Here is a 13,799-nt window from a genome sequence, read left to right on the forward strand (position 1 = left end):
TATGCCCGTAGTGGAGATAAAAATGACCTGGCTAAATGGCCTAATTGAGCTGCCTTGGTGGGGCTATATCGTGGTGATGCTGGTGCTGACCCACATCACTATTGCTTCGGTAACGATTTTTTTACACCGCCATCAGGCGCACCGCGCTCTGGATTTACATGCAATCCCTAGCCATTTCTTTCGTTTCTGGCTGTGGCTAACCACTGGGCAGATTACTAAAGAATGGGCTTCTATCCACCGCAAACATCATGCCAAGTGTGAAACGGCAGAAGACCCGCATAGCCCGCAGATTTACGGGATTAAAAAGGTTTTCTGGGAAGGCTATGAGCTCTATCGCGCCGAGGCCGCCAATACAGAAACCATGCAAAAATATGGCCACGGCACGCCAGATGATTGGCTAGAGCGCAATCTCTATAGCAAGCACAATACCCTAGGGCCAGTGCTTATGTTATTGATTGATCTTTGCTTGTTTGGGGCGAATGGCATCTGGATTTGGGCCATTCAAATGATCTGGATTCCGCTGACTGCCGCTGGCATTATCAATGGCATTGGTCATTATTGGGGCTATCGCAATTTTGAATGCGAAGACGCTTCAACTAATATTGTTCCTTGGGGAATTATTATTGGTGGTGAAGAGCTGCACAATAATCACCACACCTTTGGTACATCGGCCAAAATGTCTTATAAGTGGTTTGAATTTGATATTGGCTGGATGTATATCCGCATTATTGAAACACTGGGCATGGCTAAGGTGCGTAAAATTGCGCCAAAAATGACACTGTCAGATGCGGCTAAGCGTGAGCTGGATGAAGCCTCTTTACAGGCCATTATTGCCAATCGTTATGCGATTGCCGCCAATTACGCACGCACCTTAAAAGGGACGGTAGGTGATGAAGTAGAGCGGATGCGCAGCAATGCCAAGCTGCCACAAATCGATTTTGATCCAGTGCGCCAAATGAAAATCTGGTTAAAACAGGATGCCAAAGACACGCCTGAGTATGACCAGAAAATTCTAGCCAAGGTACTGGCAGAAAGCACTGTGTTAGAGCAAATCTACCAAATGCGCCAAGAGCTAACGCGGCTTTGGGAGCGCTCCACGCTAACCCGCCCTGAGCTGGTGAAACTCTTGCAGGATTGGTGCAGTCGTGCCGAGGCCAGTGGGATTGCCGCGTTGCAAGACTTCTCTTTCCGACTGCGCACCGTGGTTTGATGTTAAAAAAAAGGCGAACGAAGGTTCGCTTTTTTTGTCATTACTATACTGCAGCGGGATTTTCTCCCCAGCATAAACCTCCAATCTTGAAACACAGGGGGCGGAGTTTCACTGAGAAAACCTCCATTTCTTATGTTTTTCTCCGTGGGCCTTCTGTGTTCTCTTTTTCCTCCGTGGTTTAAGATTTGGGTTTGGCTGAATCGTTTAAGATTTGGCAATCTCAGCGCATTGTGGGATTATTTTTAATATTATTTAACTCAGGAGTTCTAAATGTCATCCATTCAACGCTATCACGTCGGCCCACGTTTATCTGAAATCGTGGTGCATAACAATACGGTTTATTTAGCTGGCCAAATTGCCGACACGCTGGAATTAGATGCAAAAGGCCAGACGGTTGAAGTATTGGGTTTTATTGATAAATTACTGGGTGAAATTGGTTCAGATAAACAAAAGATTCTTTCAGTAACGATTTATCTGGCGGATATGGCGGATTACGATGCAATGAATCTTGCTTGGTCAGAATGGGTGCCTGCCGGTCATACCCCGTGCCGTGCCACAGTGGAGGCCCGTTTGGCTGATCCGCGTTATAAAGTAGAAATGTCGGTAGTGGCTGCGCTGTAATGTAGGGGCACGGCATGCCTAGAGGAGAAGGATAATGAAACATATGTTGTTGGGCTATATCGCAGGCTGGGCGGATTGGTCAGGTTTGCCCTTAGAGCGAGATGCAGCAAGGCTTACGCATATTTGTTACGCCTTCGCCAATATCCATGATGGCGATGTCGTGTTGTTTACGGAGCAAACGTCTGAGCAAAGCCAGCCAAGGGCCGTAGAAGGCATTGCCCATTTGCGCGGCTTACGCTCGCGCCATCCTCATCTTAAATTACTGATTTCGATTGGTGGTTGGGAGGCGGATGGCTTCTCTGATGCGGCTTTGACGGCCCAATCGCGAGAGCATTTTGCCGCGTCGGCCATTCATTTTATGCAGTTGCATGGTTTTGATGGCATTGATTTAGATTGGGAATACCCAAGTAATGATATGGCTGGGATTAAATCCCGTGCCGAGGATAAAGCGAATTTCACGCGGATGCTGGCCGAAATCCGTAGGCAATTAAATACCCTTGCAAAGCGTGAATCACGCCCTGAAGCCTATTTATTAAGTATTGCCGCCGGAGCAGGGCAATACTATTTAGATGGCGTAGATATGCCTGCAGTGGCCGAGCTATGCGATTTCGTTAACCTTATGACTTACGATTTTTATAATGGCTGGGCCAAGCGAGCGGGCCACCATAGCAATCTATTTAATACCCCGCTCGATCCTGAAGGCGATAGCTGTGCCAAATCGGTGGCACTGTTTACGGCCAATGGCTTACCCGCAAACAAATTAGTTTTGGGCTGTGCCTTCTATGGCCGTAGCCTGCTTGCCCCTGCCTTGGGTGCGGCTGGCGTTGAAAAAAGTAATGGCGCGGCCAGCTATAGCAAAATCGTTCATGAGCTGATTTCTGCTGGTGCAGTAAAGCATTGGGATGACGATGCAAAAGCACCGTGGTTAATGGCTGGCGATCGATTTGTGAGCTATGAAGACGAAGCCTCTATCGCGCACAAAATGGCTTTTGTGAAGCAACACGGCTTGGCTGGGGCATTCTTTTGGGAATACTCAGAAGATAGAGATGGGGTGTTGATGGATGCGCTGTGGGAAGGCTTGCAATACGAATAGGGTGGGCAGCTGTGCCCACGCGGCAATCACCTTGCATGATATGCACCCCATCATCTTTGGGAATCACTCGTTTCGGGTGGGCACAAAATCGTGCCCACCCTACAGTGCAGGGCATATTGTGCCCCAGCGGCATTATTTAAAGATGCTACCGATCTTATCCCCAGCAGCAAGAATGTATTTCTGCCCAGAATTTTGCAATGTCTTGCCATCAAAACGATCAATACGATAAATCGTTCCAAACGAAAAGGTTGGGGCGACTACGCCTGCGCCGCCTACTACTTCGGCACCACGGCGTACATTGTCGGCCATCCAAGACGTTAAGCGCAGATGGTAAGGATTGCGTTGTACTTCGCCCACGTGGCAGGCCAATGCGGCGATGAGGTCGGCGGTGTCAGCGATATTCGTTTCAATCAGCGCATTCGGGGTGGCCATGGCGCGCCAGAATTCAGATTGCACTACAAAGCAGGCGTGGCCGAGTTTAGCCAAGGCATCCAGCAAGAGGTAGTGCGTGCCGATATGCGCGGCGTGGCCGTCGTTGTCGTTTGGCACTACGCATACCGTTGGCTGGTACTGCTCAATCAGTGCCGCGATCACGGCTACTTTTTCGGCCCATGCGGTTGGGTCGCTACCTCGGGTTTTTGGGTTCACCGCCATTAAGCCACCAGGGATGGTTTCTTGTAATTCAAAACCCAGTACCTGACAGGCACGATCAAGTTCGGCCAAGCGCTCTGGCTGGCGAGGCAGATTAGAGCCAAGGGTGACTGCAACATTAATCACGCGATAGCCATCTTCACGGGCTAAACGCAGTGGTAAGGCGCCGATAATGCATTCATCGTCTGGGTGCGGAGCAAACACCATTGCCACGGGGCCAGAGGTATTTTTTGCCGCGATCGGTAGGCCGTCTAATACGCTAAATAGTGGGGCATCTTGTTTTTGTAATAGAACGTCGTGGGCCTTTACCAACTCGATATAGGGATTGCTCATGCAGTCTTCTCCAAATCTGTAGGGCTACGGGATGCCGTGCCTGCTTACTGGTTTTGAAATGTAAGTAAAAGTACCTAGTATAAACTTTTGTAACTGGGATGGGGGCACCAAAGGTGGCTGGCTTGTGATTTCGCAAAGCGTTTTGCAGCGTCTCTGTGCACGGCGGGTTACGCCAGAAAAGCTGGCTAACCCACCCTACGAAACTAGACCCCAGACCCCTCGCTTCCTGATTGGCCCCGATTAAAGCACTGCTAATAGTTTGTCGTGTAAGCCGCCAAAGCCGCCGTTGCTCATGACTAAAATATGGTCGCCTGCTTGGGCTATTTTGCGGATGGACTCAATCAGTTGGTCTAAGTCATCAAAGCTTTGTGCGCGTGCGCCAAGGGTGGCTAGTGCGTCTTGGCTGCTCCAGCCCAAGTTGGCGCCGTAGCAAAAAATCAGATCGGCGTCGCTTAGGCTGCCTGGCAGCGCTTCTTTCATACTACCCAGCTTCATGGTGTTAGAACGTGGTTCTAGCACCGCCAAAATACGCGCGTTGCCCACTTTTTGACGTAAGCCCGCCATGGTGGTGGCAATGGCAGTAGGGTGGTGAGCAAAGTCGTCGTAAACGGTGATGCCCTTGCTATTGCCCTTGATTTCCATCCGGCGTTTTACGTTTTTAAATTCTGCAAGGGCAGCAATCGCAACTTCAGGGCTAACGCCAACATGACGCGCAGCGGCTATAGCGGCTAGCGCATTCATTTGGTTATGCTCACCAAGCAGATCCCAGTGCAGCTCGCCCAGTGATTGTTCGCCCAATTTTATTTCAAAGCCATCGTCAAAGCATTGCCCTACACGCCAGCCTGAGGTGCCGCCAAAGTATTCTACTTCGCTCCAGCAGCCCTTATCCAATACCCGTTTTAGGCTAGCTTCCTTACCATTTACAATCAGACGGCCAAGGCTGGGTACGGTGCGAATTAGATGATGGAATTGGGTTTCAATCGCGGCTAAATCGGCAAAAATATCGGCGTGATCAAATTCAAGATTATTCAGTACGGCGGTATGGGGCCGGTAGTGCACAAATTTGCTGCGCTTATCAAAGAAAGCCGTGTCATATTCATCGGCCTCAAGCACAAAAAAGGGCGAGGTGGATGCTGTATCTTGCTTTGGAGTCCCTGGGACTCGCGCAGAAATGCCAAAGTTTTCAGGGATGCCGCCAATCAAGAAACCAGGCGCTAAGCCCGCGTATTCTAGAATCCAAGCCAGCATTGAGCTGGTACTGGTTTTGCCATGCGTACCGGCCACGGCCAGCACCCATTTATCACGCAATAGATTATCCCCAAGCCATTGTGGCCCAGATGTGTAAGGTAGGCTACGGTTGAGGATGGCTTCCATCAGAGGGTTGCCACGCGTCACCACATTGCCCACTACGTAAAGATCTGCGCCTAAATCAAGCTGCTCTAAGCCCCAGCCTTCAATAAGCTCAATACCTAGCGCTTCTAATTGATTGGACATCGGTGGATAGACATTTGCATCGCAGCCGGTCACTTTATGGCCGCTAGCACGTGCCAATGCGGCAATACCACCCATAAAAGTGCCGCAAATGCCGAGGATATGTATATGCATAATGATTTAATTTCCTAGGGTATTAAAGGTATTGTCATAGATTCATCGCTCGTGTTTGCGTACAATCGTTCTTCTAAATTATTGTGTAACGGCCTTGCCTGTCTATGTCTAATGCATCAGAGTCTGTCATTCCGGTAGAAATTGCACGGATTGCGCTTAAAAAGCTTTCAGAACGGGGCTTGCCTCCCACTCCAGAAAATTACACCAAATTTTATAACGCCATTGCTACGATTAAATCTCCCAATGCAAAAACCTCGTTTGAAACCTTACAAGCTTGGCAGCTGCTGTATAAAGTTGAGGATATTTTAGGTGATGTGGGCGATTCAACAGAGCAATTGCTGAGCACCTTGGCCGGCGGTGGCGAAGCCATGTCGGCTAGCTTGGGGCAATTGCAGGATACTCGCCGCGCTCATCTAGAGCTGGGGGCGAGCACAGACGATACGCACTCCAAGCTAGAGTCATTACTCAACAGCATTATTAACTCGACCTCTGAATTGCACTCATCGGTATCGGCCTCAAGCGTTGATTTACAGACGATTCGTGATTCGGTACGCAGTATCGAGCAAGATCTGGCCGTTAACCGACAGATTTTAGAGCAAGATGCCCTAACTGGGGCGATGAATCGTCAAGGTTTTGATAATCGCTTGGTGCGTGAGGCAAAATTAGCGCAACGTCATAACCATAAATTATCTGTGGTGCTATTTGATTTAGACGATTTTAAATTAGTTAATGATCGATTTGGGCATGCGGTTGGCGATAATGTATTGATTCATATCGCAGGCTTAGCCAAGTCAGTATTAAGAGATACCGATATTTTAGTGCGTTATGGTGGCGAAGAGTTTTTAATTTTATTAGTAGAAACAGATATGCATGGTGCGCGTTATGTATTAGAGCGCTTGCAACAAATGTGTCGCCGTAATCCATTTATGCATAAACAGCAGCGTTTGGAAGTTACCTTTTCTACGGGTATTGCGGCATTACGCGATGATGAAAATGGTCGAGCTTTGGTATTAAGGGCAGATGAGGCTTTATATATAGCCAAGCGCAATGGCCGAGGTTTAATTGAGATGGCTGAATAGTATTGGCGGCGCAAATAAACAAAGCTAGCCTGCTAAATAGACTGGCTTGTTTATAAAGTAAATATAGAGACTCGATTACGCCCATTATGCTTGGATACATAGAGCGCTAAATCTGAATATTCAAGCAGTGTTTTCGAGTTTTCGGTGTGTTGTGGGTAGGTCGCTATTCCTGCTGAAAAGGTTAAATTGATGATTTTTTGCTGATGGCTTATCGTTAAATTAGCAAAATCTTCACGATATTTATCTACTTTTATTTGGGCGTTTTCTGCCGTAGCGCCCATCATCAAAATAAGAAATTCTTCTCCTCCTAAGCGGCAAACAATATCGCTTGTTCTAGATTGGGTCGCTAAAAACTGCGCTAGGTATTTAAGCGCTTCATCCCCAGTTGCATGGCCATGTGTATCGTTAACTGCTTTAAAATGGTCAATATCAATCATAACCGCACTGAGCGGCATATCATTGCGTGTGGCCTGCGCCAGCATAATATCCAGCGTTTCGGCTAAATAGCGGCGATTATAAAGGCCGGTGAGTGGATCTCTAATTGCGGCCTCAAGAAGCTTATCTTGTAATGCTTCAATTTCTGCTAATTTGGTTTCTAATTTAATTTTGGCGTCTTGCAAAGCATCAAAGGTGTTTTTTCTTTGGGTGATATCTTCATAAGCCCCCACAATGCCAATGACCGAGCCATCTGTTGCTAATAGTGGGACATGATTTAAGCTGATATGGGTAAGCTTGCCGTCAAAGGTGGTAATTGCGCCTTCTTGATTGAGCAAGCTTTGCCCTGTGCTGATCACGGTATGGGCAAAAGCCTGTAGGGCAAAGGCACGCTCTGGCATTAAATCAAAATCGGTTCTGCCTTTGATGTCTTCAGAAGAGTCAACGCCATTATCATGAGCAAAATGACGATTACAGCCCAAATAGCGTGAATCGGGGTCTTTCCAAAATACACGAATAGGAATTGCATCTAATACAGCATTAAGTAATCGTTTCGATTTATCTGCTTCAAGCTCTTTTTGGCTTAACTCTTGAGCAAAGGCTAATAATTTATCATTATTTATTTTTTGCAGAATATGGGAGCGAACCCTCGCCAATAACAGTGATCGGCTAATAGGTTTGGTTATATAGTCCACCGCACCTAAGGCAAATGCACGCTCCTCATCTGCCGCTCCTAATAATGAACTAACAAAAATAATCGGGATATGGCTGGTGATGGGATTGGCTTTTAGTTGTTCACAGACGGCGTAGCCATCTAATTCGCTCATAATAATATCTAGCAAAATCAACGCAGGCAAAGTCTGGGCGGCAATTGCTAAGGCGGCATGTCCATTATTAGCGCTAAGCAGATGATACTTATCCTGCAGGCAGGCGCTCAGTATGGCGATACTGCTAGGCATATCATCAACAATTAATAGCGTAGGTTTTAGTTCTATTGGGGAATTCATGCTAGACCTTTCATCATTTAAGTAGTGCAGCGCTTTAACGCCCCAATGAAGTTGAAAAATAAGGGGATGGTGATAAAGCGCTGCTTTTTTAACTGATTACGCCGTGATATTTGCCTTGCAGCATAGTACTTTATGCATGCATTTTATGTATTTCAGTGGGGTATTTAGATCTACGGACAGGCGCTTTGCGATGGCTTTTATTGCAACGCGGCTGCCGTATATTTTTAAAATAAGCGATTAATCGCTTAAGCCCCGTTTACGTAATAATGGTTGCACTTCTGCCGCGCGGCCACGGAAAGCAAGAAAGCCGCTCGCCGGATCGATGGAATTACCAACGCTATAAATATTGCGATAGAGCCGCGCGGCCGTGGCAGGATCAAAAGCGTCGCCAGTTTCGATAAACGCATCAAAAGCATCGGCTTCTAAAACCTCGGCCCACATATATACGTAGTAGCCTGCGGCATAACCATTACCAGCAAAAAGATGCCCAAAATGTGGCAGGCGATGGTTAATGCCCACGGCCTTGGGTAGGCCTAAAGTGCTTAAAGCTTCGCTTTCAAAGTGGCTGATATCGTGCAGCTTATGGCTTAAATCCATATGGATTTGTAAATCCAAGAGGGCGGAGCCTAGATAGCGCACGGTTTCAAAGCCCTGATTAAAGAAACGCGCATTTTGGATTTTAGCCAAGAGTGCATCAGGAATTGCCGCGCCGGTTTCGATATGCAGTGCGTGTTTTTTAAGCACTTCATCTTGTTCGGCCCAGTTTTCATAGAGCTGCGATGGCAGTTCTACATAATCCCTTGCCACATTTGGCCCTGCCAAGGCTTCAAACTCCACATTAGAGAGCAAACCATGTAGGCCGTGGCCAAACTCATGGAATAGGGTGCGTACATCGTCAAAAGATAGCAGGGTTGCTTGGCCCGCAGGGGCTTTAGAGAAGTTGTTATTGTTGATCACAATCGGCAGGATGCGCTGGCCATTGCTGCGGCTTTGCGGCTGAAATTCATTCATCCACGCTCCGCCTTGCTTGCTGGTGCGGGAGAAGTTGTCGCCAATAAATAAGCCAATCACTTCTTCATTACGGCGCACTTCCCAGAGGCGAGCATCTGGGTGATACAGCGGCAGATCAAAGCGCTCGGTAAAGCTCAGGCCAAATAAGCGGCCTGCGCAATCAAAGGCGGCGGCAATCATATTTTCTAGCGCAAAATAGGGCTTGATTTCGGCATCGTCTAAATCAAAGCGGGCGCTGCGCTGCTTTTCTGCTAGATAAAACCAATCCCAAGGCTGAATATCCAGTGGCTCGCCCAATTGGGCGGCAAGGGTTTGCAAATCGGCTTGCTCTTCTTTAGCGCGGGCCAGCGCGGGGGCCCATACTTTTTGTAGTAACTCTAATGCGGCTTGTGGCGTGCCTGCCATCCGATCACTCAGCGCATAATCGGCAAAATGAGCGTAGCCCAAGAGCTGTGCTTGTTCTTGGCGTAAGGCTAAAATACGCGGTGCGATGGGGCGATTATCGGTTTTACCTGTGTGCTCTCCACGGGCTTTCCAAGCGGTATGGGCTGCCTCGCGTAAATCACGGCGGCTGGAGTACGTCAGAAAAGGTACGACTGATGAACGCGATAAGGTAATCACATGGCCATCAATGCCGCGATCTGCCGCAGCTTGCTTGGCGGAGTTAATAATGGCTGCTGGTAGGCCGGTAAAATCGTTTTCACCGCTCAAGGCTAAGCGATACTCCGCTTCATCATTTTGTACGTTTTGCGCAAACTGTGTGCAAAGGCTTGCCAGCTCGGCCACGATGCTGGCAAAACGCTGACGCGCTTCACCCGCTAATTGAGCACCATTTCGCACAAAATCTAGATGAATGCGTTCTAATAAACGCATTTGCTCTGTGGATAGGCCTAGTTCTTTGCGCTGTTGATAAAGCGCATCCAAGCGCACAAATAGCCCAGCATTTTGATAAACCGCAGTATTATGCGTGGCTAATTCTGGGGCTAATACCAGCTCTATGGCTTGTAGCTTCTCGCTTGTTTCTGATGAAGTCAGATTATAAAAAACATGGCTCACACGTCTTAGCAAAGCGCCTGCTGCTTCGAAGCTAGCCACGCTATTGGCAAAATTAGCTAGGCTGGTTTGTGCGGCAATGGCATCTAGTTCTGCATGGTGCTGCGCCATGGCGGTGCCAAAAGCAGGGGTAAAATGCTCAGGTAAAATTTGATCAAAGGGTGGCAAGCCATAAGGCGTTTGCCAATTTTGCAATAGAGGGTTGCTTGAGATGCTCATTGATAAATGCCTTATTGGATTGAGGTGAGTATTTTATTTGAACGGCATATTGCTGGCCATTGTGGCTTGTAGCATAAGCACTTTATGCCAACTTCTATTTGAATAGCGTTTGAGTAAAGTGTTTTTTCTTGAAAAATGCTATACCGCACTAAAAAATAAATATAAGCATTGTTAAATCACCACAGACAGGTGATTTCCTTATTTATGTTTTGTAAATATGTGTATTATTTTTTGGCTAATAGGGAAAATTATCGAGTCAATCTCATGTGCTAAGTGCTATAAATGCTGCGGCGCTTAAGTGTAATAATGCGGAACAACAGGGATTGTGTGATGCCCTATTATGTCGTCATCTATAGAAAGCAATAACAAAGGAGTATGCGTTGGAGAATAATCAGCTATTACACACTTCGGTGGTTTTATTGGCTGCGGCGGTGATTGCAGTACCTATTTTTAAGCGATTTAATTTGGGCTCTATCCTTGGTTATTTAGCGGCAGGCGTGGTGGTTGGCCCCTATTTTTTAGGATTTATTGAAGATCCCGCGGCTGTGCTTGATTTTGCTGAGATTGGTGTAGTGTTGTTATTGTTTGTTTTGGGCTTAGAGTTAAATCCAAAATCATTATGGCAAATGCGTAAAAAAATCATTGGCCTAGGGGGCGCGCAATTACTATTGTGCTGTTTGGCCTTGGGCGGCTTAGCGGCCTTAGCGTTGAGCCTTGAGTTTAAATTATCACTCTTAATTGGCATTACGCTGGCTTTATCCTCTACCGCTTTTGCTGTGCAATTATTAAAAGAGCGCAGTATGCTGAATCAGCCGATAGGGCGGATTGGCTTTGCCATTTTGCTGATGCAAGATTTAGCGGTGATTCCTGTGCTGCTTGGCCTACAAGCGATGGCCCCTGATCCCAATGGGCATATCGTGCCTTGGTGGTTGGGCTTAGTGGCCGTGCTGATCACACTGATTATTGGCACCTATTTGCTCAACCCTTTGCTTAGAATTGTGGCTAAATATGGCAATTCGGAAGTGATGACGGCAGCAGCATTATTGATTGTATTAGGTGCGGCATTAGGCTTTGAATACGCGGGTTTATCCATGCCGATGGGCGCGTTTATTGCGGGGATTATGCTGGCTAATTCTAGCTTTAGGCATCAATTAGAAGCAGATATAGAGCCATTTAAAGGCTTATTGCTTGGGCTGTTTTTTATTACTATTGGCACCAGTATTAATCTGAATCTTTTATTTGCCAATCCTTGGGTTTTATTAGGCGGGGCTTTATTGCTGCTACTGGTTAAAACCTCGATTATTGGCAGTATTATTGCGTATACAGGGCAATCTAAGCGTAATAGCTTTAGGTTGGGTTTGATGTTGGCACAAGGCGGTGAGTTTGCTTTTGTGGTGATGGCACAGGCATTATCATTACATATTTTGGATAAGCAATCGACCGAGCAAATCACGATTGTTGTTGGCTTATCGATGGCGCTGAATGCCCCTTTGCTTCTGCTGTTTGAATCCTTAATTAAGCGTAAAGGCAAAGAGAAAAAATTTGACTATAGCAATGTAAAGTTTGAAACTAATAAAGTGATTATCGCGGGATTTGGCCGCTTTGGCCAAGCCACAGGGCGATTATTGGCCGCTAAGGGGATGCAATTTACTGCTTTAGATAAAGACCCAGAGCATATTGAGTTTTTAAAAAAAGTAGGGCATAAAATTTATTTTGGCGATGCAACGCGTTATGATTTATTAAGAAAAGCAGGAGCTAAGCAGGCGAGTGTTTTATTAATTGCCATTGATAATATTAGCGATTCCCTGCATTTGGCTCAAATGGCAAAACGCAAATTTCCTCATTTAACTATTATTGCTAGAGCACATAATCGCACGCATGCTTTGTCTTTAATGGATTTAAATGTTGATGTGGTGATTCGTGAGGTATGGGAAAGCAGCTTGACGGCGGCGGAGCATACTTTACTCGCCTTGGGCTATGCACCGGCCCATGCTGAGCGAATGATTGATATTTTTCAGCGCCATGATGAAGCCTCTTTATTAGAGCAATTAGAACATAAAGACGATATGCCCGCCTTAATGGCTTTGGCTAAAGAAAATCGCCAACAAATGCACGATCTATTTGTAGCGGATAGAAATCTTTATGCAAGCGAAGAAACAAAAGTGGCGGGTAAATGAGTAATAGCCGTTGGGATATCTTTTGCCGCGTGGTGGATAATTACGGCGATATTGGCGTGTGTTGGCGATTAGCACGGCAATTGCACGCTGAATATGGCTTTACCGTGCGGCTGATGGTGGATGATTTAGCCAGCTTTCAGCGTATTCAAAGCGATATTGCCCTTGATCAATGCCAGCAGCAGTGTAGTGGCGTAGAAGTCTTGCACTGGCGCGAGCCTGCTATTGAGCTTGAACCCAGCGATGTGGTGATCGAGGCCTTTGCCTGTGATTTACCTGCCAGCTATATCGCCGTGATGAAGGCTACGCCGGGTGACCGAGTGTGGCTTAATTTAGAATACCTTTCTGGCGAAGATTGGGTGCTTGGCTGCCATGGCCTGCCATCGCCAGCCCAAGGCTTGCCTAAGTTCTTTTTCTTTCCTGGCTTTGTGGATGGCACAGGTGGGGTATTGGGCGAGCTGGTGCAGCGGGTGGCAAGGGCTGCGTGGTTGGTGGCGGATGCCGGTGCGTATTTGGCGCAGTGGCAACGGCCACAGGTGGATTCCTTGAAGATTTCGCTATTTGCCTATGCAAACTCTGGCCTCGCCGAGTTATTACAGCTTTGGCAGAATTCAAGCACGCCCGTGCAAGTATTTATGCCCGAAGGTTTGCTGCTGCCTTTGGCCAGCGCCGCGCTTGGGCAGGATCTGTGTGTTGGGCAAACTATTGCGCTTGGGTCGCTAACGCTGACGGTGCTACCGATGCAATCGCAAGATGATTACGATCGGCTGCTATGGAGCTGCGATCTAAACTTTGTGCGGGGGGAAGATTCCTTTGTGCGGGCGCAGTGGGCTGGCCTGCCTATGGTTTGGCATATCTATCCGCAAGATGACGACGCGCATAGGGTGAAATTAGCTGCGTTTTTGACGCATTATTTAGCCACTTGTCCACGTGAAGCGGCATTGGTTTTAAATGAATTTTGGCTGGCCTGGAATCATGCTGGCGATCTGCAAGCCGCATGGCACAAGCTTCTGCCTGCCTTGCCTAGCCTACGGGAACACGCTCAGGGCTGGGCAGAGCAATTATTACGACGCGGGGATCTTGCCACTAATCTGGTCAAATTCGTCAATAGCAAGGTAAAATACGGCGTTAAATTTTAACCATCATCTTAAGCTCTAGGTAAACACCGCAATGGCAATCAAAACTGCACAAGAAGTTCGCGTTGGTAACGTAATCATGGTTGACGGTCAACCTTGGGTCGTTCAAAAAACCGAAAACAGCAAGTCTGGCCGTAACTCTTCTGTTGTAAAAGTAAAAGCAAAAAGCTTG

10 protein-coding genes and 1 pseudogene are annotated in these 13,799 nt (G+C 47.3%); 7 read left to right on the forward strand and 4 right to left on the reverse strand.

Annotation, left to right across the window (positions count from 1 at the left end):
- Positions 1-22 precede the first annotated feature (22 nt).
- From Q0R17_RS11535 to Q0R17_RS11545, 3 genes are all read left to right on the forward strand, one after another.
- Positions 23-1,210: a fatty acid desaturase gene (locus tag Q0R17_RS11535; RefSeq protein WP_293935337.1), complete on the forward strand. Its 1,188-nt coding sequence runs from the start codon at positions 23-25 to the stop codon at positions 1,208-1,210.
- A gap of 270 nt (positions 1,211-1,480) precedes the next feature.
- Positions 1,481-1,831: a RidA family protein gene (locus Q0R17_RS11540; RefSeq protein WP_293935340.1), complete on the forward strand. Its 351-nt coding sequence runs from the start codon at positions 1,481-1,483 to the stop codon at positions 1,829-1,831.
- A gap of 34 nt (positions 1,832-1,865) precedes the next feature.
- On the forward strand, positions 1,866-2,924 hold the full coding sequence (locus Q0R17_RS11545; RefSeq protein WP_293935342.1) for a glycoside hydrolase family 18 protein: 1,059 nt from the start codon (positions 1,866-1,868) through the stop codon (positions 2,922-2,924).
- Between the two features lie 132 nt (positions 2,925-3,056).
- Here Q0R17_RS11545 and Q0R17_RS11550 read toward each other — a convergent pair whose 3' ends face one another.
- Complete coding sequence (locus Q0R17_RS11550; protein ID WP_293935344.1) at positions 3,057-3,908, reverse strand: PIG-L deacetylase family protein; 852 nt, start codon at positions 3,906-3,908, stop codon at positions 3,057-3,059.
- Between the two features lie 240 nt (positions 3,909-4,148).
- On the reverse strand, positions 4,149-5,513 hold the full coding sequence (gene mpl, locus Q0R17_RS11555) for a UDP-N-acetylmuramate:L-alanyl-gamma-D-glutamyl-meso-diaminopimelate ligase (protein WP_293935347.1): 1,365 nt from the start codon (positions 5,511-5,513) through the stop codon (positions 4,149-4,151).
- Positions 5,514-5,617: 104 nt separating this feature from the next.
- Between mpl and Q0R17_RS11560 the strand changes: the two genes are divergently transcribed.
- Positions 5,618-6,592, forward strand: coding sequence for a GGDEF domain-containing protein (locus tag Q0R17_RS11560; RefSeq protein WP_293935350.1), 975 nt, complete (start codon positions 5,618-5,620; stop codon positions 6,590-6,592).
- A 50-nt stretch (positions 6,593-6,642) separates the two neighbouring features.
- On the opposite strand, the gene Q0R17_RS11565 is transcribed toward Q0R17_RS11560, so the two are convergent.
- On the reverse strand, positions 6,643-8,034 hold the full coding sequence (locus Q0R17_RS11565) for a diguanylate cyclase (RefSeq protein ID WP_293935353.1): 1,392 nt from the start codon (positions 8,032-8,034) through the stop codon (positions 6,643-6,645).
- A 237-nt stretch (positions 8,035-8,271) separates the two neighbouring features.
- A complete protein-coding gene (locus Q0R17_RS11570; RefSeq protein ID WP_293935356.1) occupies positions 8,272-10,317 on the reverse strand; it encodes a M3 family metallopeptidase in 2,046 nt (681 codons plus the stop codon).
- Between the two features lie 380 nt (positions 10,318-10,697).
- Between Q0R17_RS11570 and Q0R17_RS11575 the strand changes: the two genes are divergently transcribed.
- The 3 genes and pseudogenes from Q0R17_RS11575 to Q0R17_RS11585 form a co-directional block, all read left to right on the forward strand.
- Positions 10,698-12,494 carry a monovalent cation:proton antiporter-2 (CPA2) family protein gene (locus tag Q0R17_RS11575; RefSeq protein WP_293935359.1) on the forward strand — a complete coding sequence of 599 codons (1,797 nt, stop codon included), beginning with the start codon at positions 10,698-10,700 and terminating at the stop codon, positions 12,492-12,494.
- Entirely contained in the window at positions 12,491-13,630 is a 1,140-nt protein-coding gene (earP, locus tag Q0R17_RS11580) for an elongation factor P maturation arginine rhamnosyltransferase EarP (RefSeq protein WP_293935362.1), read from the forward strand. The genes Q0R17_RS11575 and earP overlap by 4 nt, the downstream gene beginning before the upstream one ends.
- Before the next feature lie 31 nt (positions 13,631-13,661).
- Positions 13,662-13,799, forward strand: a pseudogene (locus Q0R17_RS11585) (elongation factor P); the annotation flags it as partial.

The sequence above is a fragment of the Iodobacter sp. genome, from assembly GCF_025352645.1.
Taxonomy (GTDB): domain Bacteria; phylum Pseudomonadota; class Gammaproteobacteria; order Burkholderiales; family Chitinibacteraceae; genus Iodobacter.

Coding starts and splice junctions, on each gene's coding strand:
- Q0R17_RS11535 (WP_293935337.1), top strand. CDS start 23: ATGACCTGGCTAAATGGCCTAATTGAGCTGCCTTGGTGGGGCTATATC.
- Q0R17_RS11540 (WP_293935340.1), top strand. CDS start 1,481: ATGTCATCCATTCAACGCTATCACGTCGGCCCACGTTTATCTGAAATC.
- Q0R17_RS11545 (WP_293935342.1), top strand. CDS start 1,866: ATGAAACATATGTTGTTGGGCTATATCGCAGGCTGGGCGGATTGGTCA.
- Q0R17_RS11550 (WP_293935344.1), bottom strand. CDS start 3,908: ATGAGCAATCCCTATATCGAGTTGGTAAAGGCCCACGACGTTCTATTA.
- mpl (WP_293935347.1), bottom strand. CDS start 5,513: ATGCATATACATATCCTCGGCATTTGCGGCACTTTTATGGGTGGTATT.
- Q0R17_RS11560 (WP_293935350.1), top strand. CDS start 5,618: ATGTCTAATGCATCAGAGTCTGTCATTCCGGTAGAAATTGCACGGATT.
- Q0R17_RS11565 (WP_293935353.1), bottom strand. CDS start 8,034: ATGAATTCCCCAATAGAACTAAAACCTACGCTATTAATTGTTGATGAT.
- Q0R17_RS11570 (WP_293935356.1), bottom strand. CDS start 10,317: ATGAGCATCTCAAGCAACCCTCTATTGCAAAATTGGCAAACGCCTTAT.
- earP (WP_293935362.1), top strand. CDS start 12,491: ATGAGTAATAGCCGTTGGGATATCTTTTGCCGCGTGGTGGATAATTAC.